At 73.5% G+C, this 26,359-nt stretch carries 24 protein-coding genes; 16 read left to right on the forward strand and 8 right to left on the reverse strand.

Features of this window, described 5'->3' with window-relative positions; all coding sequences use genetic code 11:
• Positions 1 to 300: 300 nt before the first annotated feature.
• The 3 genes from ACZ4WQ_RS10675 (at position 301) to ACZ4WQ_RS10685 (ending at position 5,527) form a co-directional block, all read left to right on the forward strand.
• Complete coding sequence (locus ACZ4WQ_RS10675; RefSeq protein ID WP_385343629.1) at positions 301 to 1,512, forward strand: GDSL-type esterase/lipase family protein; 1,212 nt, start codon at positions 301 to 303, stop codon at positions 1,510 to 1,512.
• Complete coding sequence (locus ACZ4WQ_RS10680; RefSeq protein WP_398376834.1) at positions 1,509 to 5,123, forward strand: hydantoinase B/oxoprolinase family protein; 3,615 nt, start codon at positions 1,509 to 1,511, stop codon at positions 5,121 to 5,123. The genes ACZ4WQ_RS10675 and ACZ4WQ_RS10680 overlap by 4 nt, the downstream gene beginning before the upstream one ends.
• A 155-nt stretch (positions 5,124 to 5,278) precedes the next feature.
• The gene (locus ACZ4WQ_RS10685) at positions 5,279 to 5,527 is read left to right on the forward strand and encodes a WhiB family transcriptional regulator (protein WP_352127805.1); all 249 of its coding nucleotides are present in this window, start codon (positions 5,279 to 5,281) and stop codon (positions 5,525 to 5,527) included.
• 100 nt (positions 5,528 to 5,627) lie between these two features.
• Here ACZ4WQ_RS10685 and ACZ4WQ_RS10690 read toward each other — a convergent pair whose 3' ends face one another.
• The gene (locus ACZ4WQ_RS10690; protein WP_311723075.1) at positions 5,628 to 6,134 is read right to left on the reverse strand and encodes a mycothiol transferase; all 507 of its coding nucleotides are present in this window, start codon (positions 6,132 to 6,134) and stop codon (positions 5,628 to 5,630) included.
• A 159-nt stretch (positions 6,135 to 6,293) separates the two neighbouring features.
• Here ACZ4WQ_RS10690 and ACZ4WQ_RS10695 point away from each other — a divergent pair, with 159 nt between their 5' ends.
• Entirely contained in the window at positions 6,294 to 7,691 is a 1,398-nt protein-coding gene (locus ACZ4WQ_RS10695) for a S1 family peptidase (RefSeq protein ID WP_311723074.1), read from the forward strand.
• Positions 7,692 to 7,788: 97 nt separating this feature from the next.
• On the opposite strand, the gene ACZ4WQ_RS10700 is transcribed toward ACZ4WQ_RS10695, so the two are convergent.
• Both ACZ4WQ_RS10700 and ACZ4WQ_RS10705 read right to left on the reverse strand, forming a co-directional pair.
• Positions 7,789 to 8,076 carry a DUF1876 domain-containing protein gene (locus ACZ4WQ_RS10700; RefSeq protein WP_311723073.1) on the reverse strand — a complete coding sequence of 96 codons (288 nt, stop codon included), beginning with the start codon at positions 8,074 to 8,076 and terminating at the stop codon, positions 7,789 to 7,791.
• A gap of 89 nt (positions 8,077 to 8,165) precedes the next feature.
• Positions 8,166 to 9,335: an acyltransferase family protein gene (locus ACZ4WQ_RS10705; protein ID WP_398376837.1), complete on the reverse strand. Its 1,170-nt coding sequence runs from the start codon at positions 9,333 to 9,335 to the stop codon at positions 8,166 to 8,168.
• Positions 9,336 to 9,553: 218 nt separating this feature from the next.
• Between ACZ4WQ_RS10705 and ACZ4WQ_RS10710 the strand changes: the two genes are divergently transcribed.
• The gene (locus ACZ4WQ_RS10710) at positions 9,554 to 10,456 is read left to right on the forward strand and encodes an endonuclease/exonuclease/phosphatase family protein (RefSeq protein ID WP_398376838.1); all 903 of its coding nucleotides are present in this window, start codon (positions 9,554 to 9,556) and stop codon (positions 10,454 to 10,456) included.
• Here the strand turns inward: ACZ4WQ_RS10710 and ACZ4WQ_RS10715 are convergent.
• Positions 10,453 to 11,340 (reverse strand): LysR family transcriptional regulator, encoded by an 888-nt coding sequence (locus tag ACZ4WQ_RS10715; RefSeq protein WP_311723070.1) that lies wholly within the window; start codon positions 11,338 to 11,340, stop codon positions 10,453 to 10,455. The genes ACZ4WQ_RS10710 and ACZ4WQ_RS10715 overlap by 4 nt on opposite strands.
• A 106-nt stretch (positions 11,341 to 11,446) precedes the next feature.
• On the opposite strand from ACZ4WQ_RS10715, the gene ACZ4WQ_RS10720 reads away from it, so the two are divergent.
• Both ACZ4WQ_RS10720 and ACZ4WQ_RS10725 read left to right on the forward strand, forming a co-directional pair.
• Positions 11,447 to 11,815 (forward strand): YybH family protein, encoded by a 369-nt coding sequence (locus tag ACZ4WQ_RS10720; protein WP_358843621.1) that lies wholly within the window; start codon positions 11,447 to 11,449, stop codon positions 11,813 to 11,815.
• Positions 11,816 to 11,817: 2 nt separating this feature from the next.
• Positions 11,818 to 12,954 (forward strand): flavin-dependent oxidoreductase, encoded by a 1,137-nt coding sequence (locus tag ACZ4WQ_RS10725; protein WP_398376839.1) that lies wholly within the window; start codon positions 11,818 to 11,820, stop codon positions 12,952 to 12,954.
• Between the two features lie 31 nt (positions 12,955 to 12,985).
• Here the strand turns inward: ACZ4WQ_RS10725 and ACZ4WQ_RS10730 are convergent, their stop codons facing one another.
• Positions 12,986 to 14,026 carry a hypothetical protein gene (locus ACZ4WQ_RS10730; protein WP_398376841.1) on the reverse strand — a complete coding sequence of 347 codons (1,041 nt, stop codon included), beginning with the start codon at positions 14,024 to 14,026 and terminating at the stop codon, positions 12,986 to 12,988.
• Positions 14,027 to 14,143: 117 nt separating this feature from the next.
• Positions 14,144 to 15,094: a sensor histidine kinase gene (locus ACZ4WQ_RS10735; RefSeq protein ID WP_311723066.1), complete on the reverse strand. Its 951-nt coding sequence runs from the start codon at positions 15,092 to 15,094 to the stop codon at positions 14,144 to 14,146.
• A gap of 230 nt (positions 15,095 to 15,324) precedes the next feature.
• On the opposite strand from ACZ4WQ_RS10735, the gene ACZ4WQ_RS10740 reads away from it, so the two are divergent.
• From ACZ4WQ_RS10740 to ACZ4WQ_RS10750, 3 genes are all read left to right on the forward strand, one after another.
• Complete coding sequence (locus ACZ4WQ_RS10740) at positions 15,325 to 16,206, forward strand: alpha/beta fold hydrolase (protein ID WP_311723065.1); 882 nt, start codon at positions 15,325 to 15,327, stop codon at positions 16,204 to 16,206.
• Positions 16,207 to 16,448: 242 nt separating this feature from the next.
• Complete coding sequence (locus ACZ4WQ_RS10745; protein WP_311723064.1) at positions 16,449 to 16,772, forward strand: hypothetical protein; 324 nt, start codon at positions 16,449 to 16,451, stop codon at positions 16,770 to 16,772.
• Between the two features lie 54 nt (positions 16,773 to 16,826).
• Positions 16,827 to 17,657 carry an SAM-dependent methyltransferase gene (locus ACZ4WQ_RS10750; protein ID WP_398376842.1) on the forward strand — a complete coding sequence of 277 codons (831 nt, stop codon included), beginning with the start codon at positions 16,827 to 16,829 and terminating at the stop codon, positions 17,655 to 17,657.
• Between the two features lie 29 nt (positions 17,658 to 17,686).
• Here ACZ4WQ_RS10750 and ACZ4WQ_RS10755 read toward each other — a convergent pair whose 3' ends face one another.
• Positions 17,687 to 20,494, reverse strand: coding sequence for an AfsR/SARP family transcriptional regulator (locus tag ACZ4WQ_RS10755; RefSeq protein WP_398376843.1), 2,808 nt, complete (start codon positions 20,492 to 20,494; stop codon positions 17,687 to 17,689).
• Positions 20,495 to 20,602: 108 nt separating this feature from the next.
• Positions 20,603 to 21,463, reverse strand: coding sequence for a pentapeptide repeat-containing protein (locus tag ACZ4WQ_RS10760; RefSeq protein WP_385343574.1), 861 nt, complete (start codon positions 21,461 to 21,463; stop codon positions 20,603 to 20,605).
• A 202-nt stretch (positions 21,464 to 21,665) separates the two neighbouring features.
• Between ACZ4WQ_RS10760 and ACZ4WQ_RS10765 the strand changes: the two genes are divergently transcribed.
• The 6 genes from ACZ4WQ_RS10765 to ACZ4WQ_RS10790 all read left to right on the forward strand — a co-directional run bounded on the left by ACZ4WQ_RS10765 (position 21,666) and on the right by ACZ4WQ_RS10790 (position 26,317).
• Positions 21,666 to 22,229 carry a redoxin domain-containing protein gene (locus tag ACZ4WQ_RS10765; RefSeq protein WP_311723060.1) on the forward strand — a complete coding sequence of 188 codons (564 nt, stop codon included), beginning with the start codon at positions 21,666 to 21,668 and terminating at the stop codon, positions 22,227 to 22,229.
• 118 nt (positions 22,230 to 22,347) lie between these two features.
• Positions 22,348 to 22,551: a hypothetical protein gene (locus tag ACZ4WQ_RS10770; protein ID WP_311723059.1), complete on the forward strand. Its 204-nt coding sequence runs from the start codon at positions 22,348 to 22,350 to the stop codon at positions 22,549 to 22,551.
• Between the two features lie 155 nt (positions 22,552 to 22,706).
• Positions 22,707 to 23,249 carry a MauE/DoxX family redox-associated membrane protein gene (locus ACZ4WQ_RS10775; protein WP_398376844.1) on the forward strand — a complete coding sequence of 181 codons (543 nt, stop codon included), beginning with the start codon at positions 22,707 to 22,709 and terminating at the stop codon, positions 23,247 to 23,249.
• A 28-nt stretch (positions 23,250 to 23,277) separates the two neighbouring features.
• Positions 23,278 to 23,859 (forward strand): TlpA family protein disulfide reductase, encoded by a 582-nt coding sequence (locus ACZ4WQ_RS10780; protein WP_398376846.1) that lies wholly within the window; start codon positions 23,278 to 23,280, stop codon positions 23,857 to 23,859.
• The gene (locus ACZ4WQ_RS10785) at positions 23,856 to 25,850 is read left to right on the forward strand and encodes an ABC transporter ATP-binding protein (RefSeq protein WP_385343582.1); all 1,995 of its coding nucleotides are present in this window, start codon (positions 23,856 to 23,858) and stop codon (positions 25,848 to 25,850) included. The genes ACZ4WQ_RS10780 and ACZ4WQ_RS10785 overlap by 4 nt, the downstream gene beginning before the upstream one ends.
• Positions 25,847 to 26,317, forward strand: coding sequence for a S26 family signal peptidase (locus tag ACZ4WQ_RS10790; RefSeq protein WP_385343585.1), 471 nt, complete (start codon positions 25,847 to 25,849; stop codon positions 26,315 to 26,317). The genes ACZ4WQ_RS10785 and ACZ4WQ_RS10790 overlap by 4 nt, the downstream gene beginning before the upstream one ends.
• The last annotated feature ends 42 nt before the right edge of the window (positions 26,318 to 26,359 follow it).

A 26,359-nucleotide genomic window follows, 5' to 3' on the forward strand; every position in this document is an offset into this window, starting at 1 on the left:
ACACGACCTGGGCACACGGCGCCGCGGCCTGCCGGGGCGCCGACGGCTGTCCAGCGCGGCCTCGGCCTCGGTGCACGCGGCTGCCGCCGCTACCCGCGCCGACCGGAGCCGGACGCCGTACCGCGGACCCGGTGGCCGGCAGCAGCGAAGCGGTACGGCGATGCGACGCCCGCCCGGACAACCTCGAGGCCAGGCGGCGGGATCCCTCTCGTGGCGGGCGGTCAGCCGGACGCGGCCGGGCACTTCCGAAGGCGCTGCCGACCACGGCCTGTCCCGCGTGCGGCGGCGGCTGTGACCGCGATGTGGGGCCCGGGCGCCCCGGTCCCGGCGGATCCGGCGGGGCGGCAGGACGGAGAGGTCCCGCCGGACGGCGTCGTCGTGGCGCCGCGTACCGCCGCGCGACGAGCCGTCGGGCAGCGGCCGGAGACGGGCGAGCCGGGCGGCCTGACCGTGGGCCCGCTTCCGGCACGTTCTCCGCGGCCGCCGGTTTCGGCCGCCCCGGCCGTTTTCGCGGCCGTCCCGGACGACCCGGGCGGCCATCCGGCCGTACAGCCGCCGCGGTCCCCGGGCCCGCCCGCCGCCGTCGACCGCGCACCCCACACCCTGCGGTTCGTCGCGCTCGGCGACTCGCTGACCGAGGGGATGGGCGACCCCGCGCCCGGCGGGGGCCGGCGCGGCTGGGCCGTGCACCTGGCGGCCGGGCTCGCGCCCCTCCCGGGGGCGGTGGAGCTCGTGAACGTCTCCCGGAGCGGCGCGCTCTCCACCGACGTCGCCGACGGGCAGCTGGCCGCCGCCCGCGCCGCCCGGCCGCACCTCGCCTCGGTCGTGGCCGGCGCGAACGACACCCTCCGCGCCGCGTTCGACATCCGGCGGGTCGCCGAGGCGCTCGACACGACGATCGGCGCGCTGCGCGCCGACGGCGCCGTGGTGCTCACCGCGTGTCTCCCCGACCCCGGCCGGATGCTGGGGCTGCCGCCCCCGCTCGCCCGGCCCCTGGCCCGCCGGATGCGCGCCGTGAACGCCGTCGTGCACACGCTGTCCCGGCGGTACGAGGCGGTGCATGTGCATCTCGCCGACCACGCCTGGGTCGCCCGGCGGGCGGCGTGGAGCGTGGACCGGCTGCATCCGAGCGAGCTCGGACACCGGCTGCTGGCGCGGGAGTTCCACGCGTGCCTCGCCGCGCGCGGGATGGCCACCGGCCACCCGCCCGCCGAGGCGCTCGACGGCCCGCCGCCGTCGCTGCTCTCCGGCACCTGGTGGATGGCCACACGCGGCACCCGCTGGGTCGCCGACCGCTGCACCGATCTGCTGCCCGACCTCCTCCGGCTGGCGGCCGTCGAATGCCGCCACGCCGTGCTGGGCACCGGCCACCTGCTGGACGCCCGGGACCGTCGGGAGACCCGCGCCGCCCTCGCCACCATCACCCGCGAGCGGGCCACCCCCCACGACACCGACCAGGCCGATCACACAGACCCGGCCGTCCGGACAAAAGGGGCGACAATGGCGGGGTGACGACGGGACGCTGGGAGTTCTGGATCGACCGTGGCGGGACCTTCACGGACGTCGTGGGCAAGCGCCCGGACGGCCGCCTGGAGACCCGCAAGCTGCTCTCGCACCACCCCGAGCGATACCGGGACGCGGCCGTCGCCGGCATCCGGCTGACGCTCGGCCTCGCCCCCGACGAGCCCATCCCGGCCGACCGGATCGCCGTCGTCAAGATGGGCACCACCGTCGCCACCAACGCCCTGCTGGAGCGCACCGGCGAGCCGACCGTCCTGGTGGTCACCGAAGGCTTCCGGGACGCGCTGCGCATCGCGTACCAGAACCGCCCCCGCCTGTTCGACCGGCGGATCGTGCTGCCCGAGGCGCTGTACGACCGGGTCGTCGAGGTGCCCGAGCGGGTGGACGCCCACGGCGGCGTGGTGCGCGCGCCGGACCTGGACGCCACCGCACGCGCGCTGCGCACCGCGTACCGGGACGGCTTCCGCAGCGCCGCCGTCGTGCTGCTGCACGGCTACCGGCACGCCGCGCACGAGCGGGCGGTCGGGGCGGTGGCGCGCGAGCTGGGTTTCACGCAGGTCAGCTGCTCCCATGAGGTGAGCCCGCTGATGAAGCTGGTGCCGCGCGGCGACACCACCGTCGTCGACGCGTATCTCTCCCCGATCCTGCGCCGCTATGTCGAGGACGTGGCCGCGGAGCTGCGCGGCATCCGGCTGATGTTCATGCAGTCCAACGGCGGGCTGCGCGAGGCCTCGCACTTCCGGGGCAAGGACGCGGTGCTGTCCGGCCCCGCGGGCGGGGTCGTCGGCATGGTGCGCGCCTCGGGCGAGGCGGGCCACGACCGGGTCATCGGCTTCGACATGGGCGGCACCTCGACCGATGTGTCGCACTACGCGGGCGAGTTCGAGCGGGTCTTCGGCACCGAGGTGGCCGGGGTGCGGATGCGCGCTCCGATGATGAACATCCACACCGTGGCGGCGGGCGGCGGCTCGGTGCTCCACTTCGACGGGCGGCGCTACCGCGTGGGGCCCGACTCCGCCGGGGCCGTCCCGGGCCCGGCCTGCTACCGGCGCGGCGGCCCGCTGACCGTGACCGACGCGAACGTGATGCTGGGCCGCGTCCAGCCGGGCCACTTTCCCGCGGTGTTCGGCCCCCGCGGCGACCAGCCCCTGGACGCCGAGACGGTGCGCGGCCGCTTCGCCGCCCTCGCCGCCCGCATCGCGGAGGAGACGGGCGACCGGCGCGGGCCGGAGGAGGTCGCGGCCGGTTTCCTGGACATCGCGGTGCTCAACATGGCCAACGCCGTCAAGAAGATCTCCGTGCAGCGCGGCCACGACATCACCCGCTACGCGCTCACCAGCTTCGGCGGCGCGGGCGGCCAGCACGCGTGCGCGGTCGCCGACGCGCTCGGCGTGAACACCGTGGTCGTGCCGCCGCTCGCGGGTGTGCTCTCCGCGTACGGCATCGGCGTGGCCGACGCCACCGCCATGCGCGAACAGGCCGTCGAGGCGGAGCTGGGCGAGGCCACGCTGCCGCGGGTGCGCGAGACCTGCGCGGAGCTGGAGCTGCGGACGCGCGCCGAGCTGCGCGCGGACGGCGTCCCCGAGGAGACCGTCACCACCTCGGCCCGGGTCCATCTGCGGTACGCGGGAACCGACTCGGCCATCCCGGTCCGCCTGGACACCGCCGAGGCGATGGCCGAGGAGTTCGTACGGGAGCACCGCGCGCGCTACGCCTTCACCATGGACAAGCCGCTCGTGGCCGAGGCGGTGTCGGTCGAGGCCGTCGGCGCGGCGGGCCCAACGGCCCCCACCGGCGGGTACCCGGACGGGCGGCCGGGGCGCGCGGGCGGGCCGCGCCCGGCCGCCACCGTGCGGATGTTCACCGAGGGCGCCTGGCGGGACACCCCGCTGTACGAGCGCGCCGAACTGCGCCCCGGGGACGCCGTCACCGGCCCCGCGATCGTCGCCGAGTCGGACGCCACCACCGTCGTCGATCCGGGCTGGCGGGCCGCCGTCGGCGAGGGCGGCCATCTGCTGCTCACCCGGGTGCGCCCGCGGCCGCGCACCATGGCGGTCGGCACCGAGGTCGACCCGGTGATGCTGGAGGTGTTCAACAGCCTCTTCATGGCGATCGCCGAGCAGATGGGCCTGCGCCTGGAGAACACCGCCCACTCCGTGAACATCAAGGAGCGGCTGGACTTCTCCTGCGCCCTCTTCGACGCCGGGGGAAATCTCATCGCCAACGCCCCGCACATCCCGGTGCACCTCGGGTCCATGGGCGAGTCGATCAAGGAGGTGCTGCGGCGCAACGGGGACGCGATGCGGCCGGGCGACGTGTACGCCATCAACGACCCGTACCACGGCGGCACCCATCTGCCGGACGTCACCGTCGTCACCCCGGTCTTCGACGAGCGCGGCGCCGAGCTGCTGTTCCTCGTCGCCTCGCGCGGCCACCACGCCGAGATCGGCGGCATTACGCCCGGCTCGATGCCCGCCTTCAGCCGCCGGATCGAGGAGGAGGGCGTGCTCTTCGACAACTGGCTGCTGGTACGGGACGGCCGACTGCGCGAGCGGGAGACCCGCGAGCTGCTGACCTCCGGGCCGTATCCGTCGCGCGCCCCCGAGGCGAACCTCGCCGATCTGCGGGCCCAGATCGCCGCCAACGAGAAGGGCATCCATGAACTGCGCCGGATGATCGGGCAGTTCGGCCTGGACGTCGTCCACGCCTATATGGGACACGTGCAGGACAACGCCGAGGAATCCGTGCGCCGCATCGTCCCGCGCCTCAAGGACGGCTCGTACCGCTACGAGACGGACAGTGGCGCGGTCATCGAGGTGTCCCTGAGGGTGGACCGCGCGGCGCGCGGGGCCGTACTGGACTTCACCGGGACCTCACCGCAGCAGCCGGGCAACGCCAACGCGCCCAGCTCGGTGGTGATGGCGGCCGTGCTCTATGTCTTCCGGACGCTGGTGGCCGAGGACATCCCGCTCAACAGCGGGTGCCTCAAGCCCCTCGAGGTCCGCATTCCCGAGGGCTCGATGCTCGCGCCCGCCTTCCCCGCCGCCACGGTCGCGGGCAACGTCGAGACCTCACAGGCCGTCACCGGCGCGCTGTACGCGGCGCTGGGCATCCAGGCCGAGGGCTCCGGCACGATGAACAACGTCACCTTCGGCAACGACCGCGTGCAGTACTACGAGACCGTGGCCAGCGGCTCGGGAGCCGGGGACGGCTTCGACGGCGCGGACGCCGTGCAGACCCATATGACCAACTCCCGGCTGACCGACCCCGAGGTCCTGGAGTGGCGCTACCCGGTGCGCGTGGACGCCTTTGAGGTGCGGCGCGGCAGCGGCGGCCGCGGCCGCTGGCGCGGCGGCCACGGCGTCACCCGCCGCATCCGCTTCCTGGAGCCGATGACGGTGGCGCTGCTGACCGGCCATCGGCGGGTGCCGCCGTACGGCATGGCGGGCGGCGGGCCGGGCGCGTGCGGCGAGAACCTGATCGAGCGCGCCGACGGCTCGGTGGACCGGCTCGGCGGCTGTGACACGGCGGAGGCCGGGGCGGAGGACGTGCTCGTCGTCCACACGCCGGGCGGCGGCGGCTTCGGCCCGCCGCGCGACTAGGGTGTTCCGACTGCCCGAGCGACTGCTGAGCTGACTGTCTGTCATAACCCGTATGCCGTAACCGGAGTTCGGCGCCCGTACGGCCGTTTGCCGCCCGGGCCGCGGGGGACCCGCCACCCGTCAGGCGTACGGCGATCGGCAGCTGAGGAGCGGCCATGGAGTGGTGGCGCCACGCCGCGTGCGTGGACGAGGACCCGGAACTGTTCTTCCCGGTGGGGGTGGCGGGCCCGGCGGCCCAGGAGCAGCGGGCGCGGGCCAAGCGGATCTGCGGCCGCTGCCCGGTGATCGACGAGTGCCGGGAGTACGCGCTGGACGCGGGGGTGACCCACGGCGTGTGGGGCGGCACGAGCGAGGAGGAGCGCCGGGCGCTGCGCGTCCGGGCGCGGCGGCGGCACGCACGGTGACGGTCGGGCGCGGCTGAGCGGCAGCCGGGGCGGGGCGGCGGACTGCCGCGGCGCGGAGGGATGGCGCTGAGCTGAAGGACGGATCGCGCCTCGGGCCGCGCTACCGCCGCCGCAGCACGCCGCGGATGAACGCCGCCTGCCCCGCGTGCTGGAGATCGTCGGAGATGACGCTGACCAGCCGGACGCCCAGCGTCACCGGTGGGGTCCACGCCTCGTCCACGATCACGTCCAGATCGGCGTCGCGCAGCCCCCGGACGAAGCCGACGGTGCGCTCGTGGACGGCGTCGTGGTACCCGAGGAGCAGCTTCGGGGGCACCCGGACGGCGGCCACGTCCTTGGCCCGGTGTCCGTAGCCCGTCGCCGCCGCCGAGAAGGGCAGCCCGAACCGGTCGTACCAGCCCTCCTCGGTCCAGACCTGCTCGGTCTCCGCGACCTCGGAGACATGGTCGTCCTGAACCCGCGTCAAGTGCCACACCAGCCAGGCGACGGTGTTGGCCTTGTCGTCGAGGCGGGTGGCCAGCTGGTCCTCGTTAAGTCCCTTCACCGCTTCGTGAACCGTCTCCTGAACGCGGCCGAAGCCGTCGGCCAGGACGTCTGCGCTGTTCATTCTCACGATCGTAGGTGGCCCGGCCCCGATTTCCCGGTCATCTGAGGTCGTGGTGAGCGGAATGGCGCCGCGGTCCGTATGGAAGGGGGGTCCATGCCGTCCAGGGCCCCGGCGACCGGAGGGCGGCGCCGTGCTGGAACGACGTAAGGAGGCAGGCTGGTGGGACACACGCGGCGCAGGGCGCACCGTGTCGCGCGCCTGGTGGCCATCGGGGCAGTGGTGTGCGGCGGTCTGATGGTCTCTCAGGCCGCGGCGGACGGATCGCCCGCCCACAAGTCCGGCGGCGATCCCACCCGGGCCCTGGGGGCGAGAGACACCCGGGACGCCGAGCTGGCCAGGAGCCTGGTGGACAAGCTCGGCACCTCCCGTACGGCCGGCGGCTGGATCGGCGCCGACGGCCGGGCGGTGGTCGCGGTGACGGATGAGGCGGCGGCCGAGGAGGTCACCCGGGCGGGGGCGCGGGCCAAGCAGGTGCGGTACAGCATGCGGCAGCTGCGCTCGGCGACCGACACGTTACGGGCGGCGCCCCGGGTGGCGGGGACCGCTTGGGCGGTGGACGCCACGACCAACAAGGTGGTGGTGCTCGGCGACAGCACCGTCTCCACCGACCAGTGGTCACGGATGAAGGGGGTGGCCGCGGAGATCGGCGGCGAGGTGCGGATGGAGCGGACGACCGGCTCCTTCACCACCCGCACAGCCGGCGCCGAGCCGATCTTCACCCAGGGCGGGCGCTGCTCGGCCGGGTTCAATGTGACCAACGGCCAGGCCGGGTTCATCCTGACGGCGGGCCACTGCGGTCCGAACGGCACCCCGTGGTTCGCGGACAACCAGGGAAACACCACCGTCGGCACGACGGTCAGGAGCGACTTCCCCGGAAGCGACTTCTCCCTCGTGCAGTACCAGAACGCCGACCTGGACCAGAGCAGCGTGCTGAACGTCGGGAACGGGCAGATCGTGCGGATCACCGGCGCCGCCGATCCGGTCGTCGGCCAGCAGGTGTCGCGCAGCGGCAGCACCTCGGGGCTGCGGTCGGGCGAGGTGACGGCGCTGAACGCGACGGTGAACTACCCCGAGGGCACCGTCAGCGGGCTCATCCAGACCAATGTGTGCGCCGAGCCCGGTGACAGCGGGGGCCCGCTGTTCGCGCAGAACGTGGCGCTCGGCGTGACCTCCGGCGGCACCGGCGACTGCACCAGCGGAGGCGTGACCTTCTTCCAGCCGGTGACCAAGGCGCTGACTGCGCTCGGCGTGTCCATCCCGAACGCCCCGGCGAGCGACGGCGGCGACGCCGCCGCGGGCGCCGCGCCCACCACCCCCGCCAATGGCGCCAACGGCGCGGGCGCCCCGGTTGCGCCGGGAGGCGCGGGCGGACAGGTCAGCCCGATCATTCCGGGGACCCAGGGCGACACGTCGTCGCTCGCCGGGATCGTCTCCTACGCGGAGAGCCTCGGCCCCGGGCTGGCGCTCATCGGCGCGGGACTCCTCGGGTTCCTGGCCACGCTGGTCATCCGGCCGGGCCGGCGGAGGTACAGCGGCTATTCCACCCGCTGGGGGTGAGGTCCTCCGGCGGGCGGCCGCGTGTCGGGCGGCCTCCTGCCGCAGCCGCCGCGCGGCGCCGCCGGTGGACCAGCGGCGCCCGCGGCGGAGCGACCGCCTACAGGGCCCACCCGGGGGCCGGCCTGATCCGTGGGCGGTGCGAGACGATCTCGCCCTCGATATCGCGTTCCGCGGCGATCAGCAGCTGTTCGCCCAGGTCGTGCATGGCCCGCCCGGCCGCCAGCTCGTCGCCGATCTCCGGCACATCGTGGTCCTCGGGGCTGCACCGGGCGACGCCCCGGCCGGTGAACGAGGTGTCCTTCGTGTCGAGCACCACACGCGCCTTCGTCGTTCCCTGGTCCTCGTAGAGGTAGAGGTGGACCTTCCACTCCATTGTCTGCGGCATGGCCGACTCCTCACCTGGTTTCTCACCTGATGGCGGTCCGGTGTGCTCCGGATATGGCTTGTGCCCGCCTCACGCGGATATCACCCACTCTAGTGAGTGTCCTGTGCTGTTTTCTGATGCTGCGCGGTGTTTGCGGCGTTCTTGGCGGCGCCCCGGCCGGAGCCCTCGGTCTCGCGCCGGAACGCCCAGGCCATCCGGGGCTCGACCAGGGGGCGGAACACGCGCCGCACGGGCGCGGTGCACTGCACGGTGATCATGGCGATCGCGGCGCCCGTGACCGCCAGCTCGCCGACGGGGGTGTGCAGCCAGGGGTGGTCGTACCAGTCCCAGAAGCGGGACGACTTGATCACAAAGCCGTGCAGCAGATAGCCGTACATCGTCCCGGTGCCGAGCGCGGTGATCCACAGCCGCCGCCCTGGCACCCAGGCCAGGAACGCGGCCGTCAGCGCCAGCGCCAGCAGAAAGAGCGCGGGGGTGGTGAACACCCCGGCCCAGGCCGGCACGCCCCGGCCTGCCACGCTCCCGCGCCGGTAGAACCACCCCGCGTCCAGCCGGGGCGCCAGCGCGTACGCGGCGAGCAGCGCCCCCGCGCCGACCGGCAGCGCGGCCAGCCGGACCCGCCGGGTGCGCAGCCGCGTGAAGTGCTCGGGCCGCAGCGACAGCCCGAGGACGAAGAAGGGCAGGAACGCCAGCACCCGCTGGAGGGCCAGATCGCCGCCCACGTCCGGTGAGACCGCGGCGAGCACGGACAGGGCCAGCGCGACCGGCACCGGATGGCGCAGGGCCGGCCACAGCGGCGTGGTGAGCCGCCAGATGAACAGCGCGACCAGGAACCACATCACATACCAGGGGTCGAACAGGCTGATCGGATAGCCCGGGTCGTCCTGCGCCCAGCGGTAGAAGAGGGTGTACGCGACCTCGAAGACGACGTACGGCACCGCGACTCCGGTCAGGAGCCGCCGCAGCCGCCCGGGCCCCAGGTCGAAACCGCGCGAGAAATAGCCCGATATCAGCGCGAAGGCCGGCATGTGGAACGCGTACACCGTGAGATACGCCGCGGTCACGGTGCGGCTGCCGTAGGTGAGCGGCTCCCAGGCGTGACCGCAGACCACCAGCACGATGGTGAGGTACTTCGCGTTGTCGAAGTACGGGTCGCGGGTGCGGCCCGCGGAGCCGCCGGCCCGGGGCGGCGCGGCGGCGGCCGACGGAGTTCGCACTCGCGTGGGGCTGTCCTGCTGCACTGACTCTCCCGGGAACATTTGATCGAACGGTCATCGGACCCGGGGGCGCCTGCCCCGCCGCGGCCGCTCTCAATACAGATCGCCGCGGGGAAATCTCCGCGATCCGAGCCGCCGCGCGGTGGCTCGGCGGCAATCCGCGGGTAGTCCTACGTTTCAAAGCACGGTCACCGCAGGTCACTTCGCCCACACCGCGAGGCCCGAGACTTGAGGCCATCGCCGGACCTTACGGAGGAGCCATGCCCGCACCTGTGTTCAGCCGTCGCCACGGCATGCGCGCCGCGACAGCCGCGGCCCTGGCCATGCCACTGGCCATCCACGCCGAGGGCGCCGCCGAGGCCGACTCCGGCCCGGAGCGTGACGCGCGGCTGCGCGTCATGACCTTCAACCTCCGCTACGCCTCCGACGCCGAGCCCAACTCCTGGGCCCGGCGCCGCCCCGTGATGCGGGAGCTGCTGCGCCGCGAGGCGCCCCAACTCCTCGGCACCCAGGAGGGGTTGTACGGCCAGCTGCGCGATATCGCCCAGGACCTCGGGGCGCGTTACGACTGGCTGGGCACGGGGCGGGCGGGCGGCAGCCGCGATGAGTTCATGGCCGTCTTCTATGACACCGGCCGCCTCGAACCGCTCGAGTACGACCACTTCTGGCTGTCCGACACCCCGTATGTGATCGGGTCCAACACCTGGGGCGGGGCGGTGGTCCGCATGGTCACCTGGGTCCGTTTCCATGACAAGCGCACCGGAGGGCAGTTCTACGCCCTGAACACCCACCTCGACCACCGCAGCCAGCCCGCCCGCGAGCGCGCCGGCGCGCTGATCACCGAGCGGCTCGGCGGCCTCGACGCCGCCCTGCCCCGCATCGTCACCGGCGACTTCAACGTCGCCGCCCACGGCAACCCGGTCTACGACGCGATGCTGGGCGGCGGCTCCCTGGTCGACGCCTGGGACGCCGCCGAGCGGCGCAGCGCGCTGTACGCGACCTTCCACGGCTACAAGCCGCTGGTCCCGGACGGTGACCGGATCGACTGGATCCTCACCTCGCCCGCGGTGCGCACGCATGCCGCCACCATCAACACCTACTCCCGGGACGGCCAGTTTCCCAGCGACCACCTCCCGGCGCAGGCGCTCCTGGAACTGCCCTAGGCTGCCCAGTCGCCGATCTGCCGCCGCGCGCGCCCGATCAGGGCGCGGGCGGCGGGGCTGATGGGGCCCTCGGCGCGCCAGGCAAGCGCCAGGGTGCCGCGCAGCGCGGGCCGGGTGATCGTGAGCGCGCGCAGGTCCTCGCGCGACCGCACGATGCCCGAGGGCACGATCGCGATGCCCAGCCCGCGCGCCGCGAGCTGGGCGAGCACCGCGGGGGTGCCGGCCTCGAAGGCGATGTGCGGGGTGAACCCGGCCGCGGCGCAGGCCTCGTTGAGCAGCGAGCGGATGCCCGTGCCCTGGGGCAGGCTGATCAGCACCCGGTCGCGCAGCGCGTCGAGCGGGATCGTCGACCGCCCGGCCAGTTCGTGATCCGGGCTGACGGCCGCGACCACCGCGTCCTCCGTGACGACGTGGGTCTCGAGGTCCGGCGGGGGCGTGGTGCCGAAGGCGATGATCGCCGCGTCCAGCCGGCCGCCGCGCAGCGCGTCGATGAGCCGGTCGGATCCGTCCTCGGTGAGGGTGATCTCCACTGCCGGGTGGTCGTCGTGGAACTCGGCGAGCAGCGTGGCCAGGTCGACGTTGTGGGAGGTCACCGTACCGATGGCGACATGTCCGCGGACCAGCCCGGTCAGCTCCTCGACGGCCAGCCGCACCCCGGACACCGCCGAGAGCGCGGCCCGGGCGTGGGGGAGGACTGCCGCGCCGACCTCGGTCGGCCGCACCGAGCGCCCCGAGCGGTCCAGCAGCTCCTGCCCGAGCTCGTGCTCCAGGCGCCTGATCTGCGCGCTGACGCCCGGCTGGGCCACATGGAGCCGCTCCGCCGCCCTGGTGAAGTTGGCCTCCTCGACCACGGCCACAAAGTATTCGAGCTGCCGAAGTTCCATAACGATTGATTCTAGCGAGCAGCACAACCAGCTCTTGGACTTCTAGATCGCGAGGCCGCAGAGTGGAGGTGTCAGGACGAGAGACGACCGGAGACCGGGAGCAGCCATGACCGATCGGACCACCGCCCGCGAGCGGGCCACCGAGCCCGAGGACCTCACCCGCCTGTTCGTGGAGCGGGCCAACGCCGGGGACGCCGAGGGCCTCGCCGAGCTGTACGAGCCCGACGCCGTGCTTGCCTATCCGCCCGGGTCGCAGACGGTCGGCCGCGACGCGATCCGGGCCGTGTTCGAGCGGATGCTCGCGCAGGTGCCCCGCTTCGAGCAGGAACCGGCGCTGCCGACCGTCCGCAACGGCGACCTCGCCGTCACCTCCACGCACCCCGCCGACAACACCGGCGGGCGGGTCCAGGTCGTACGGCGCCAGCCCGACGGGAGCTGGCTGCGCGTGATCGACCGCCCCGAGATCAGGAGCTGACCGTGCGGGTGCTCATCGCCGGGGCCGGGATCGGCGGGCTGACCGCCGCCCTGAGCCTGCACGCGGCGGGCATCGAGGCCACCGTGATCGAGGCCGTCCGCGAGCTGCGCCCGCTGGGCCTCGGCATCAATCTGCTGCCGCACGCCGTGGGGGAGCTGACCGCGCTCGGCCTCGGCGAGGACCTGGCCCGCATCTCGGTCGCCACCGCCGAGAACGTGTACTGCGACCCGTCCGGGAACACGCTCTTCACCGAGGCGCGCGGGCTCGCCGGGGGCTACCGGTGGCCGCAGTACTCGGTGCACCGCGGCCGGCTTCAGGCCCTGCTGCTGGCCGCCGTGTACGACCGGCTCGGCCCGCAGGCCGTACGCACCGGCGCCCGGCTGCTGGACTTCGAGCAGGACGCCGACGGGGTCCGGGCCCGGGTTCCCGGGGCCGAGATTCAGGCGGCGGCGCTGATCGGCGCGGACGGGCTGCACTCGGCGGTGCGCGCCCGGCTGCACCCCGACCAGGGCCCGCTGCTGTGGTCGGGGGTGCGGATGTGGCGCGGGGCGGCCGAGGCCGGGCCGTTTCCCGGTGGCCGCTCCATGATCATCGCGCGCGGCCCGTCGGGTGCCGAGCTGATCGCGTATCCGATCGGCCCGTCCCTGGTGAACTGGGTGGCCATGGTGACGGTCGCCGAGCCGGGCCCGCTGCCCGGCGGCGCCGACTGGAACTCCCCGGGGCGCGCCGATGAGGTCCTGGAGCACTTCGGCGCCTGGGACCTGGGCCGGCTGGACGTACCCGCGCTGATCGAGAACAGCCCGGAGATCCTGGAATACCCGATGGTCGACCGTGACCCCCTGCCGACCTGGGGCGAAGGGCGGGTCACCCTGCTCGGCGACGCCGCGCACCCCATGTACCCGGTCGGCGCCAACGGGGCCTCGCAGGCCATCGTCGACGCCCGGGTACTGGCCGAGGAGCTCGCCCGTGACTTCTCCCGCGGCCTGGCCGCCTACGAGAAGGCGCGGCGGGAGGCCACCGCCGCCGTCGTCGCCGCGAACCGTGAGATGCAGCGCTCGGGGGACGCGCGGTCCCCGGAGGAGCTCGCCCGGATCACCACGACCTACCGGCGCGCCACCCGCGCCGACCACCACCACTGAGCCGGCGCCGAGGAGCACCGCAGCCGCGCGCTCAGGGGCGGCGGGCCCCCTGCCGGGCGCAGCGCAGCCAGGCGTCGAGCAGCCGGGCGGCCGAGCCGCCGACCGGCCCGACGGCGTCCGCGAGGACGGCGGCATCCGGGAGGTGGGCCGCGTCCACCGCGGCGACCGCCGCGCCCGCGTCGTCGACGGTGGCCGAGCAGACCGCCAGCAGGTAGTCCGGCACGGTCAGTTCGGGGTCGGTGCAGCCGACCAGCGGGGTGCCGACGGCGGCGACCAGCGGGAAGACCGTCCCGGGGATGCCGATCGCCGCCTCGGCGCGCGCGGAAGCCGTGACCGACGGGACGTCGCTGATCTCGTAGCGGTCCCAGAGCCGGCGGTCCTCGCGCGGGTGCAGACCGACCAGGATCCGCTTGCCCGCCGCGGCGAGCTTCTCCGCACCGGCCAGCAGCAGTTCCGTGCCCGGGGCCGCGTCTCCCGTGGCGTCCGGGTGTGTGACGCTGGTCAGGACGAGCACCAGACCGGGCTCCGGGCGGCGCGCCGGGAGGCGGTCGGTCTGCGGTGAACCGACCGCCCGGACCGGCCGCCGCGTGCCCAGGTACTGGGCGAACGCCCGTCCCTCGGCAGGCGAGGAGGCGGTCAGCAGCCGGATCCGGGGGCGCAGCTCGCGGGCGCGCGGCGCCTCGACCGGCTTCTGGTAGGCCAGGGCGCTCGCGGCCAGCGGGAGCCGCCGGAACCGGGCGGCGCAGTCCGCCGGCCAGTCCCCGGCCCCCGTGACGACCAGCAGATCCGCCTCCGGGGCGTCGGCCGGGGTGGCGACCCGCACCGGGTCCCCGGGGGTGATCTGGGTGTAGTCCGGCACCAGTTGGGTCAGCTGCCACCCGCGCCGCGCCACCTCGGCGAGCAGCGGCTTGACGTGGTACGTACCCCAGGGCTCGTTGGTGGCCACCAGCACCCGGGGCGGCCTGCCGCGCCCGGGCTCCGCGGCCGTCGCCGTACCGCCGAGCGCCAGCCCCGCGGCCCCTCCCAAGACCCCGCCGAGCACGGCGCGGCGTGACACCTGAAGTCCGTTCATGATCGGCACCGTAATGATCCGGCCCGGCGGACGAAGGCGACAGCGCGTGAACACCTCAGGAACACGCGCCGTCGCCTTCGCCCGCCGGGCCGCTGCCTTTCCGCGGTTTATCCGCGCTCAGATACGGGTGCGCAGCCTGATGACGGTGCCGTCCGTGTCGGCCTGCATCTGCACCACATCGCACAGCATGCGGACCCCCCACAGCCCGAACGCGGGCTCCGAGTCGGCCGGCGGGGCGAAGCCCCACAGCGCGTCCGGGTACCAGTGGCCGGGGCCGGAGATCTCGCTGACCAGATCGCCGTTGTCGGTCCACATCCGGAGGGCGGCCGGCGCCCTTCCGTGCCGGGCGGCGGTCGTGGCCACCTCGACCACGGCGGCGACCATGTCGCGCAGCGCGTCACCCGCAAGCCCGTGGCGGTCGGCCCGCTCGGTGGCGAAGGCGCGCAGGGCGTCCATGTCGGCCGTGTCGATGGACATCATCTCGGCCAGCCGGGGGGCGCGGGGGAGCGGCCGGCGGTCGCAGGTGGCGATGAACGGGCCCGGGTCGGTGTACTGCGGGCTCCTGCGCGGCCCCTCGCCGTCGATCATCTCGGGGTGGGTCCGCCGCGCGTAGTCGAGGATCTCGTTGGGCAGCGTCTCCCGGTCGTAGCAACAGATCACGCGCGCGCCGGAGTCGCTGAACGCCGCGTTGACGATGGACTCGTAGCGCGCCCACTCCACGACCTCGAGCGGGGTGCGCCCCTGCCACACCGGCTCCGCGACCAGCCGGGCCCGGCGGGGCTTCTGGGCCTTGACGTAGGCGTCGTAGGCGGCGATGGTCCGCACCGGGTGCTGGTACCAGCTGAGCGCGTCCTCGAACTGCACCGACGAGGCGTCCTGGCCCAGAGCGTCCCGCAGCGCGGTGATGTTCGCTTTGGAGGCGACGACGGCGACGGCGTCGTCGGCCTCGAGACCGGCGCGCAGGAAAGGCACGCCGACCGAGACCACCTCCTCCTCGTCCTGGTAGAGGAATCCGCGGTGCACCATGGAGCCGCGGTCCTCCGCGACTCCACTGCTCTGGCCGGTCATAGGGGCTCCCTCGCGCTGTGCCGGAAATACGCACACACGTCCGTTGCTCGGTCAACTGGACGGTGTGATGCGCAGTCTGCCACCCTCGCCCGTGTGTTGCACCGCCCTCCTCAACATCGAACAACACGTGAACGCAACGGTGTTGCCCATCGAAGGGGCAGGCGGTGGGCCGCGGCAGGGACACCTGCCGCTCATGGACGAGCCCATGGGGGTGGCATAGCATCCCCGGCGTGACACAGCTGAAATATGTCAACGCAAACGGACTTGACTTCGCCTACTACGAAGCGGGCCCGACCGACGCGCCGTTGGCGCTCTGCCTCCACGGATTCCCCGACACCGCGCACACCTGGCGCCATCTGCTACCGGCCCTCGGCGACGCGGGCTACCACGCCGTCGCGCCCTTCATGAGGGGCTACGCGCCCACCGGCATACCCGCCGACGGCGCGTACCAGGCCGGCGCGCTGGCCGCCGACGCCAACGCGCTGCACGACGCGCTCGGCGGCGGCGACGACGCCGTGCTCATCGGACACGACTGGGGCGCGATCGCCACCTACGGCGCCACCGGCCATTCCCCCGAGCGCTGGCGGCGGGCCGTCACCATGACCGTCCCGCCGCTCGGCGGAGTGCTGGCCGACTTCTTCGGCTTCGACTACGGCCAGTTCAAGCGCTCGTTCTACATTTTCCTGTTCCAGACGCCCCTGGCCGAGGCGGGGGCCGCGGCGCACGACATGGCCCTGATCGACGGCCTGTGGCGGGACTGGTCGCCGGGCTACCACCACGCCGAGCAGGACATCGCCCACGTCAAGGAGAGCCTGCGGGAGCCGGCCAACCTCGAGGCCGCCATCGGCTACTACCGCGCCCTGTTCGACCCGTCGAAGCACCTGGAGAAGTACGCCGCCGAGCAGGAGGCGGTCACCCGGACCGGGGAGCGGCCCACGCTCTATCTGCACGGCACGGACGACGGGTGCATCGGCGCGGACGTGGTCGGCAGCGCCAAGGACCACCTCCCGCCCGGCTCGCGCGTCGACCTGGTCGAGGGGGTGGGACACTTCCTGCACCTGGAGCGGCCCGAGGTCATCAACCGCAAGATCCTGGACTGGCTGGCCGAGTAGGCGCCCTTTTCTTTTGGGCTCGGTTCGCGGCCGGCTGAGGCGGCGATACCGCGACACGTGGCGCGCCGCGCGCCCACCCCACCGGTGAACCCGGCTCCCACCAGCGGATACGGGCTCACCGGTGGCCGCGGTATACCGGCCCGCCCCTCGGTTTACCGCCGCTATACCGCCGCTACCCCGCCCTCTTCCACACTGGACACATCGCTACAGCCGTCCGGTTGGGATGCGTCTGGAGAGGGCCAGTGAACGTCGACGAGCAACAGCACACGCACACCGAGCACGAAGCCCTCTACGCCTGGAGCACCTTTCAGGTCTCCGGCGGAGTGGAAGGGTCCGGCCCCAGCGGCACCTGCCGCGCGGAGAAGACCGCACGCGCCTGCCTCGAGGCGGCGCTTCAGGCCGCGGCCGTCCACTCGGACGTGTACTCCTGGGGACAGCTCAGCCAGGTGCAGGGGAACCTCGACCAGCCCTTCCACCTGTGGTCCCGCGCCCCGGTCGCCTGGGCGGAACCGGGGCCGCGGGAAACGGTCACCTGGCGGCCCGGGCTCGCGCCGCGCGGGCAATGACGCGCAACGGCATGCGGTGAGGCGGTGGCAATGCTCGTGTCAGGGGAATTCGGGATGAACAGCAGCGGAGCCGGAATCGGGCTCAGGACACCGGGAAGCCGGCCACACGCCGGCCACGGCCGCGGCCAGGGGCGCGAGGCGAATCCCGCCCGGGTCTACAACTACCTCGTCGGCGGCAAGGACAACTACCTCGCCGACTACGAGCAGGCCCAGCGGTTTCTGAAGGTCGCCCCCGAGGTCCGGGACACCGCGCTGTCCAACCGCCGCTTCCTGGCCCGGGCCGTCCGCGACCTGGCCGCGGACGGCATCACCCAGTTCCTGGACATCGGTTCGGGCCTGCCGGTGAACCCGAACGTCCACGAGGTCGCGCAGTCGGTCAACCCGCTGGCCCGGGTCGTCTACGTCGACAACGACCCGATCGTGGCCAGTCACGGACGCGCGCTGCTGGCCGGCTCGGGCACCACCACCATCAGGGCCGACCTGCGCGAGCCCGAGCGGATCCTGGACAACCAGGAGCTGCGCCGGCTGCTCGACCCGCAGCAACCGGTGGCGATCGTGATGGCGTTCGTCCTCGACTACATCGCCGACGCGGAGGACCCCTGGGGCCTGGTCGCCGAGCTCATGGACTGGGCCGCGCCGGGCAGCTGTCTGGTCCTGTCCCATGTCACCGGCGACTTCACACAGAACCCCTACCGGGACTGGTCCGGGTTCACCAGCCCCGTCTCGTCCGGGGCACGCGACCAGTCGCAGATCCAGGGATTCTTCAGCGGGCTGGAACTCCTGGAGCCCGGCCTTGTGCAACTGCCGCTGTGGCGGCCGGGCATCGGCGCCGAGCACGACCCGTCCCGCGTCTGGGCCTACGGCGGCGTCGCCCGCAAGCCGTAACCCACGGGCAGACCCCGGCCCGGCCCGCCTCAGCGCGGGCCGGGCCGTACGTCCAGCGTCATAAAGGCGGGGAAGAGCCCGCTCCAGGTGTGCCCGCGCCAGCTCTCGTACGTACCCGCCTGCTTCCACACCGGCAGGCCCTGGTCCAGGTGCGTCCGGCCCTCGGGGAACCTCCCCTGCTCCATGTACGTGATCCCCATCTCGTACAGGGCGAACCCCTGGTGGTGGATGTTGCCGGTCCGCCGCGCCCCCTCCAGGCTCTCCTTGAAGCAGGTCAGCGCCTCCTCGGACCGGCCGAGACCGCGGTGGGCCCGGCCCAGGTTGCCCAGGCCGACCACCTCGGCCGCCCGGTCGCCGGTCTCCCGGGCCAGGGCCAGATGGCGCTCCTGCACCTCGATGGCCTCCTCGTGGAGCTCCAGTTCGCACAGCGCGTCGGCCAGGTTGCACAGAGAGCGCAGCTCGCCCTCGCGATGACCCAGCTCCCGCCAGATCTCCAGCGCGGACTCCAGACACTCCCGCATGTCCTCATACGAGTGCTCCAGCCAGCACGCCCCCGCGAGGTGGTCAAGCGCCCACGCCTCGCCCTCCAGGTCGCCGAGGCGGCGGGCGGTCCGCATGGCCAGCTCGTTGATCGTCCGGAGGTCCTGGGTGTGCGCCCGCGGATAGAGGAACCACTGCAAACACTGCGCCAGCCACATCCCGAGGCGCGCCACCGGCTCCGGCTGGTCGGCGGAGTGGGTAACGGCGGCCAGCAGATTGCGGAGTTCGGCCTTCAGCCACGTCTCCGCCTCCCGGCCGTCGCGGAGCGGGACCACGGCGCTCTCGACGGCGTGGCGCGGCCAGGGGCGGAGCGGATCGAGCAGGGCGACCGCCTGCTGCGCGGTGGCCACATAGCAGGACAGCGCGCGTGTCACGGCCGACGAGCGCTCGCTCTCGGAGTCCTCCTGCTCGGCCCGCTCGGAGGCGAACAGCCCGAGCAGATCGTGCATGTGGTAGCGGATCGAGTCCGGGCTCTCCAGCAGCTGCGCGTCGACCAGCCGCTCCAGGGCGCTCTCGGCCCGGCTCTCGCTCAAGCCCAGCAGGGCCGAGGCCACCGGCAGGCTCACATCCGGCCCGGGCAACGCGCTGAGCAGCCGGAACGCCCGCGCCGCGTCCTGGTCGTCGGACCGCCGGCCCTCGCGGAAGGCGTCATAGCTGACCTGGAAGCTGGTACGGACGGCCAGGTCGCCGAAGCTCAGCTCGTCCAGCCGGCCGCGCGCGTCGGTCAGCTTGGTCACCAGGGAGCGCAGCGGGCGGTTGGGGCGGGCGGCCAGCCGGGCCCCGGCGATCCGCAGCGCCAGCGGCAGCCCGCCGCACAGCCGGGTGATGGCCTCGGCCTCCTCGGGCTCGGCCCCGACCCGCTCCGCGCCGACGATCCGCTCCAGCAGCGCGACGGCCTGGTCGCGGGGGAGGACGTCCAGGTGCAGATGGGTGGCGCCCTCCAGGGTGGTGAGCATCTCGCGGCTGGTGACCAGCGCGCTGCAACCGGGGCCCGCGGGAAGCAGCGGGCGGATCTGCTCCACGGAGGCGGCGTTGTCGAGGATCACCAGCAGCCGCCGGCCCGCCGCCAGGGAGCGGAACTGGGCCGCCGCCTCGTCGGTGTCGCTGGGGACGCTGGAGCCGTCCACCCCCAGGGCGCGCAGAAACCGGCCGAGCACCTCGCCGGGGTCCAGGGCGGTCAGCCCCGCGGTGGCGCCGTGCAGATCCACATAGAGCTGGCCGTCGGGGAAGCGGTCGGCGAGCTGGTGCGCGGCGTGGATGACCAGGCTCGACTTGCCGACCCCGCCGGTGCCGTCGATGGCCGCGATCACCACGGGCCGCCCGCCCGCGCCGCCCTCGCCGCTCTCGGCCACCAGGTCGTCCCGCTCCTCGACCAGCGTCCGGATCACGGCGACCTCGCTGTGCCGCCCGGTGAAGGCGGGGCTGGCGGGCGGCAGCTGTTGGGGGCCCCGGGGAGCCGGCCGGGGAGCGGCCGAGGGCGCCCCCCAGCCGCCGCGCGGTGCCCCCTCCTCCGTACGGTCCGGTGGCGGCGGCATCAGGGTCTCGTCGGCGGCCAGGATGCGCTGGTGCAGCCGTTGCAGCGCCGGGGTCGGCTCGACGCCGAGCTCGTCGGACAGGGCCCGGCGCAGATCGCGGTACGCCGCCAGGGCGTCGGCCTGCCGCCCGGACCGGTACAGCGCCAGCATCTGCCGGCCGCGCAGATCCTCCCGGAAGGGGTACTCGGCCGTCAGCGTCTCCAGCTCGCCCAGCACCGAGGCGTGGCGGCCGCACCGCAGATCCGCCTCGACCCGGGCGTCCAGGGCCTCCAGACGGCACTCCTCGAGCCTTGCGGTTTCCGCCTCCACGGCCGGGGTCGGGGGCACGTCCTGGAAGGGGGAGCCGCGCCAGAGCGCCAGCGCCTCGCGCAGCCGCTCCGCGGCGGCCTCGGGGGCGCCCCGGTCCAGACCGCGCCGCCCCTCCTCGACCAGCTGCTCGAAGCGGTGCGCGTCGAACTCGGCCGCCTCCACGGCGAGTCGGTACCCGTGGGCCTTGTACCCCTGCTTGTCGGTGATCAGGACGTCGCCGGACTCGTCCCCCAGGGCCTGCCGCAGCCGCGAGACATAGGTCTGGAGCAGCTTGCCCGCGCTCTGCGGGCGCCCCTCCTCGCCCCACAGCTCGTCCATGAGCCGCTCGGTGGGCACGGTCCGGTTGGCGTGGCACAGCAGCACCGCCAGCAGCATGCGCCACTTGGCAGGGCCGAGGGAGGTCCATTCGCCGCCGTCCCTCAGCTCAAGCGTGCCCAGGACCCGATACCGCACCCGTTACCTCCGAGGCCCTCGGTCCAAGCCACGGCCCCTGTCTCGTCGAAAAACGTCAACTCTTCGTTCTGGTAACGGTTATACCTTCTCAGCGGCCGTTCCCGTGCATCATTCACCGGACGGCCAGTGCGCCGGGCGGCTGAGCGTCCGGGGCAGCCTCGTGGTGGCGTCTCCCTTGGCCGCGTTCAGCTGGGCCTGGGTGAGGAAGACGGCTCCGGTGAGGTCGGCTCCGGTCAGCTCGGCGTCCCGGAAGTCCACCCCGATCAGATCGGCGGTCCGCAGGTCCGCGCCGGTCAGATCGGCCGCGATGAGACGGGCCCCGCGCAGGTTGGCCCCGCGCAGATCGGCGCCCTTCAGACGGGCCCCGATGAGATCGGCGCCCCGGTGGTTCTTCTTGCGGCCCGGGACCCGGGCCCGCACCAGCTCACTGGTCCGCAGCAGCAGGGCGTTCACCTCCTGGCGCAGCGCCGCCACATCCACCCCGGCCAGCGCTTCGGCGCTGCCGCGGGTGAGGGCGTCGATGTCCTCCAGCGCGCGGCGGAGGTCGGCGTGGACCGGGCGGGCCGGTGGCAGGGTCAGCGCCTCGGTGACGTACCACAGCAGCTCGTGCAGGGCCCGCATGACGGGGAACACCTCGAACATCCGCGGCGCGGTGTCGGGCGCCTGACGCCAGTCGCGGCCGCCGAAGGTGACCTGGGAGACCTTCTGGCCCGCCCCGAAGCAGTCGAAGACCGTGCAGCCGGAGAAGCCCCGCTCGCGCAGGTGCGCGTGGATGCCGCAGCGGAAGTCGGACTGGAGGTTCGTACACGGCCGCCCGGCCGGCTTGTCGACCGCGAAATCGGCCGAGGCGGCGAAGGGCAGGGCGACACAGCACAGTCCGAAGCAGTTCGCGCAGTCGGCCCGCAGGTCGAGCCGGTCGGGGGCGGTGGCGGGGGTGCCGACCGCGGGGGTTTCGCGCTTCCGGGACAACGTGCCTGAACTCCTGCCGTGAGGTGAGCACCGCGGTCCGCCGTGCTCGGGATGGATCTCCATTGTCCCTGAAACCCCCCGGGGGAGGTGTTGGCGGGCTGTTAGGGGCCTGTTAGGGACCGGTTAGCCCGCTTCGACATGGTCATCGGCGAGCGGCCGCGGGGCGCCGGTGCCCGCAGGTTCCAGGGAGAGGACGCATGTCGTGATTTTCGCTGTGGTGGGGCTCGTCCTGGTCGGCGTCGTCAGCGCGCTGAACCTGGTGATCCTCCTGGTGGTGCTCCGCCGTTGGCGGGAACTGGAGGCTTCGGGTGGCGGCGGGCACAGCCATGGCTTCCCCACGACCGGAGCCATCTCCAACATCCGGACCGGCGACCGGCTCCCCGATTTCTCCGCTCGTGCCCTTGACGGCACCGCGGTGACGGAGCGCACTCTGCTCGAGAAGGAGACCCTGGTCGGGTTCTTCTCGCTCACCTGCAAGGCCTGCGTCGACGCCGTGCCCCTCTTCGCCGGGCACGCCGAGCGGCTGCGGGCCGACGGAGGGACCTCCTTGGCGATCGTCCATGGAGACGACTCGGCCGACAGCGAGCTGGCCGCGATGCTCGGCGAGGTGATGGACATCGTGATCGCCGAGGACTCCGAGGCCGAGTTGTCGAAGCGGTACGGCGCCAAGCACTACCCGAGCTACGCCTGGTACGGGCCCGACGGCATGGTGACCACGGCGGGCGCGGGCGTCGCCGCCCTGCGGGCCCAGCCGGTCGCCTCCTAGCGTCCCGAAGGCCCACCCACAAAGCCCGCGCGGGCCGCGGCCGCCGCGTTCGACGTCCCTTTGTGGCGGCGGTCCACCCGTGTGCGGAAACCGATCACACCAACCCCAAGGAGAAGCTATGTTCCGCAGCGTGACCGAGCGTGTCACCCGCGCCGTCGAGGTGCTGCTTCCCAAGGCCACCGCCGACGCCGCCTGCCCGCCGGACCCGTACACCGAGTGCAAGGAAATGAGCGGTACCTGCTTCTGTCGCAACTGCTCGACCAACGGCGCCTGCAAGGTCGTCTGCGGCGCCTGGTACAGCATGAGCCACAACTACTGCTGATTTACTCTGAGCACTGAATAACGCCGGTTGATCTGCCGCGTGGCCATCCCGTCGGGGCGGCCACGTCGGCACGCCGAAGCTCGCCGAACGAGCCGCGATGTGGCCTCCGCCGAAGCGGCCACATCGCCTTCGCGCAACCCCTCCCAGGAGCCTCCGTGTTGTACGTATCGCTTGCCTGCCGCCTCGCTCTGGTGGCGGTGATGACGCTGGCGGCGGTGTCCAAGCTGCGTTCCCCGGGCGTCTTCGCCGCCTCCCTCGAAGGTTTCGACTTCATCCCCGCGCGGCTGAGGTCCCCCCTCGCCGTACTGGTCCCGGTCGCCGAGCTGCTGATCGCGCTGGTGCTGGCCGTCCCGCCCACCGTCACCATCGGATTCGTCCTCGCCACGCTGTTCTGCTGCGGTCTGACGGCCGTCCCGATCCTGGTGCTGGTCCGCGGGAAGACGGTGAAGTGCGCCTGCTTCGGCGCCAGTGAGGTCCCCATGAGCGGCTGGCACGTCGCCCGCAACGCGGTACTGCTGGCGGCGGCCGGCCTGGGCACCCTCGTGGCGCTGCGCCTGGGCGACGGGGTGCCCGCCCATGCGCCGGGGATCGCACTGGCCGTCGTCGCGGCCGGGCTGCTCACCACTTTGATCGTCTTCGTCGATGACATCGCCGCGCTCTTCGAGTCCCCGGTCGCGGTCGGGGACCTCGGCCGGTGAGACGGCGCCGGAGCCGGAAAGGACACCCGTGGAATACCTCGTCGCAGGACTCGTTCTGGTCGCGGCGGTCACCGCGCTGAACGTCGTGCTGACCCTGGCCGTGGCGCGCCGCTGGCGTGCCCGGCTGAGCGCCCCGCCGGCCGCGCACCACGGCCACCACGGCCCCGTCGCATTCGACGGGGAGCTCGAGCTGGGGATCGCGCCCGGAGACCGGATGCCCGCCTTCACCGCGGTCACCGCCGACGGCGCGACGGTCACCCGTGACGAACTGGCCGGCCGGCCGGCGCTGGTCGCCTTTCTGTCGCTGGAGTGCTCGAGCTGCGACGACAGCGTCCCCGAGCTCGGCGAGCGCGCGCGCCGAGTGCGCGACGCGGGCGGCACGGTGCTGGCCACGGTGGTCGGCATCGACGCGGCCGACAGCGAACTGGCCGCCCGCCTCGCGGGCGTCGCGGACCATGTGGTGCCCGAATTCCTCGACGCACCCGTCAGCAACCTCTTCGGGGCCCGCTTCTACCCCGGATTCGCCCACTACGGCCCCGACGGGGTCGCCACCGCCACCAGCATCGGCCTGGAGGGGCTGGGCGAGCCCGCGCAGCCGTCGGTGCCGTGAGCGACGTCGTCCCCGGCACGAAGCCCGGCACGAGCCCCGGCATGGAGCCCGACACGGAAGACATGGCAGACGAGGTCTCCGTCGTCCGGGGGATGAAGGCGGCCTACGCGCTCGCCTGGCGGGCCTGCCCCGGCATGCTGCTCCTCCAGGCCGCGATGGCGGTGATCGGCGGCACGGCACCGGTGGCCACCGCCTGGCTGACCAAGGTCGCGCTCGACGAGCTCACCTCCCCCGACCCCCGGACCGGGGCGCTGGTGTGGATGGCGGCGGGCATCGGCGCCCTGGGCATCGCGATGGCCGCCACCTCGGCCGTCACCGCCTACGCTCAGGGGCGCGCCCGGCGCGCCATCGGCCTGCACGCACAGGACCGGCTGTTCGCCGCGGTCAACCGGCTGAGCGGGCTGGCACGCCTGGAGGAGCCGCGCTTCCACGACCGGCTGCGGCTGGCTCAGCAGTCCGCCGAGCACGCCCCGGACCAGCTGGTCCAGATGGGCCTGTCCTCGCTGCAAGGGACGCTGGGCATCGCCGGATTCCTGGGCACCCTGTTGGCGATCAGCCCGGTCATGGCGGGCGCCGCGCTGGTGGCCGCCGTACCCGCGATGATCGCCCATCTGGCGCTGAGCCGACGGCGCGCCGGCCTGCTGTGGCACACCAGCCCCGTCATGCGGCGCAAGTTCTTCTACCAGATGCTGCTGACTGACCTTCAGGCCGCCAAGGAAGTCCGCCTGTTCGGGCTCGGTGACTTCCTGCACGGCCGGATGCTCACCGAACTGCGCGCGGCCAACACCGCCGAGGACCGGCTGGAGCGCGGCGTGGTGCGCGTCCAGGTCTCCCTCGCCGCCCTCGGTGCCCTGCTGTCGGCCGGGGGGCTGCTGTGGGCCGTGCACGCCGCGGCCGCGCGGACGATCAGCATCGGCGATGTGTCGGTCTTCATCGCCTCCCTGGCCGGGCTCCAGTCCGGGCTCGGCGTCCTGGTGCAGGGCATCGCCCAGGGACATCAGTCCGCCCTGGTCTTCCACCACTTTCTGATGGTGGCCGGGGTCCGGGACGACCTGGCCGGGCCCTCGCACGCCGGGGAGCTCGCCCCGCTGGCCCGCGCCATCGAGCTGCGCGATGTGTGGTTCCGCTACGACGAGAACTCCCCGTGGATTCTGCGCGGTCTGAACCTGACCATTCCGCACGGCACCAGCGTGGCCGTGGTGGGGCTCAACGGTGCCGGCAAGAGCACGCTGATCAAGCTGCTCTGCCGGTTCTACGACCCACAGCGCGGCGCGGTGCTGTGGGACGGCGTGGACATCCGCGACGTACCCGTGGAGCGGCTGCGGCAGCGGATCGGGGCGGTGTTCCAGGACTACATGGACTACGACCTCACCGCCGCCGAGAACATCGGGCTGGGGGACCTCGCGGCGATCGACGACCAGGACCGGGTCAGGGCCGCCGCCCGGAGCGCGGGGGTCCACGAGACCGTCGAGCGGCTGCCGGCCGGCTACCGGACCATGCTGAGCAGGCTGTTCCACCCGGGGGACCAGGAGGAAGACGAAGAGGGCGGGGCGGACGGGGAGGAGGCCGCGCGGACCATCGGCGTCCATCTCTCCGGCGGGCAGTGGCAGCGCCTGGCGCTGGCCCGCGGGCTGATGCGTCAGGGCCGCGATCTGATGATCCTGGACGAGCCCAGCTCCGGTCTCGACGCGGTCGCCGAGCGGTCCGTCCACGACCGGCTGCGGTCGCTGCGCGAGGGCTCCACCAGCGTCCTGGTCTCCCACCGGCTCAGCGCCGTCCGCCGGGCCGACCGGATCGTCGTCGTGCAGGACGGCCGGATCCTGGAGAGCGGCGACCACGCCTCTCTCACCGCGTCCCCCGACGGTGTCTACGCCCGGCTCTTCCACACCCAGGCGGAGGGCTACCGGGAGGACCCGGACCCGTCGGCGGGCGGCGCCCGGCCGGGGTCCGGGGAGACCGGCGCGGTGCCGACCACGGTGGGTGCCGGATGAGCCCGGCCCTGGGCTGGGCCGCGGCCGCGGCGCTGGTCATCGGGTCCGCGGCGGCGGCCCGGCTGGTGCTGTCCACCGTCACCGTGCGGGGCGGCAGCATGACCCCGGCGCTGCTGCACGGCGATGTGCTGCTGGTGCTGCGCCACCGCCGCCGGGCCCGGCCCGGCCGGATCGTGGTCGTCCAGCGGCCCGACCGCGCCACGGGGTGGCACGGTCCCGCCGACCCCTCCGGGGCCGCCGGATGGTACGTCAAACGCGTCGTCGCGGCGGTCGGGGACCCGGTGCCGCCCTGGGTGGCGGGGGCGGCGGCCGACCGGCCCGGCCGGGTGCCGCCCGGCATGCTGGTGCTGCGCGGCGACCACCCCCGCTCGGAGGACTCCAAGCAGTGGGGCCTGTGCCCGGCGGACCGGATGTACGGAGTGGTGCTGCTGCGGCTGCGCACCGGGGGCGAGCGCGCCGCCGCGTGACCGGCGGCGCCGTGCCCGGGCCTCTCACACCCCGAGTCCCGG

Source organism: Streptomyces sp. NPDC028305 (genome assembly GCF_055569495.1).

Bases quoted from the DNA above. Each gene is read 5' to 3' on its own strand.
- ACZ4WQ_RS10790 (WP_385343585.1), top strand. From the start codon at position 25,847: ATGAGCCCGGCCCTGGGCTGGGCCGCGGCCGCGGCGCTGGTCATCGGG.
- ACZ4WQ_RS10735 (WP_311723066.1), bottom strand. From the start codon at position 15,094: ATGACCGGCCAGAGCAGTGGAGTCGCGGAGGACCGCGGCTCCATGGTG.
- ACZ4WQ_RS10710 (WP_398376838.1), top strand. From the start codon at position 9,554: ATGCCCGCACCTGTGTTCAGCCGTCGCCACGGCATGCGCGCCGCGACA.
- ACZ4WQ_RS10720 (WP_358843621.1), top strand. From the start codon at position 11,447: ATGACCGATCGGACCACCGCCCGCGAGCGGGCCACCGAGCCCGAGGAC.
- ACZ4WQ_RS10730 (WP_398376841.1), bottom strand. From the start codon at position 14,026: ATGAACGGACTTCAGGTGTCACGCCGCGCCGTGCTCGGCGGGGTCTTG.
- ACZ4WQ_RS10715 (WP_311723070.1), bottom strand. From the start codon at position 11,340: ATGGAACTTCGGCAGCTCGAATACTTTGTGGCCGTGGTCGAGGAGGCC.
- ACZ4WQ_RS10750 (WP_398376842.1), top strand. From the start codon at position 16,827: ATGAACAGCAGCGGAGCCGGAATCGGGCTCAGGACACCGGGAAGCCGG.
- ACZ4WQ_RS10685 (WP_352127805.1), top strand. From the start codon at position 5,279: ATGGAGTGGTGGCGCCACGCCGCGTGCGTGGACGAGGACCCGGAACTG.
- ACZ4WQ_RS10770 (WP_311723059.1), top strand. From the start codon at position 22,348: ATGTTCCGCAGCGTGACCGAGCGTGTCACCCGCGCCGTCGAGGTGCTG.
- ACZ4WQ_RS10700 (WP_311723073.1), bottom strand. From the start codon at position 8,076: ATGCCGCAGACAATGGAGTGGAAGGTCCACCTCTACCTCTACGAGGAC.
- ACZ4WQ_RS10675 (WP_385343629.1), top strand. From the start codon at position 301: ATGTGGGGCCCGGGCGCCCCGGTCCCGGCGGATCCGGCGGGGCGGCAG.
- ACZ4WQ_RS10705 (WP_398376837.1), bottom strand. From the start codon at position 9,335: ATGTTCCCGGGAGAGTCAGTGCAGCAGGACAGCCCCACGCGAGTGCGA.
- ACZ4WQ_RS10690 (WP_311723075.1), bottom strand. From the start codon at position 6,134: ATGAACAGCGCAGACGTCCTGGCCGACGGCTTCGGCCGCGTTCAGGAG.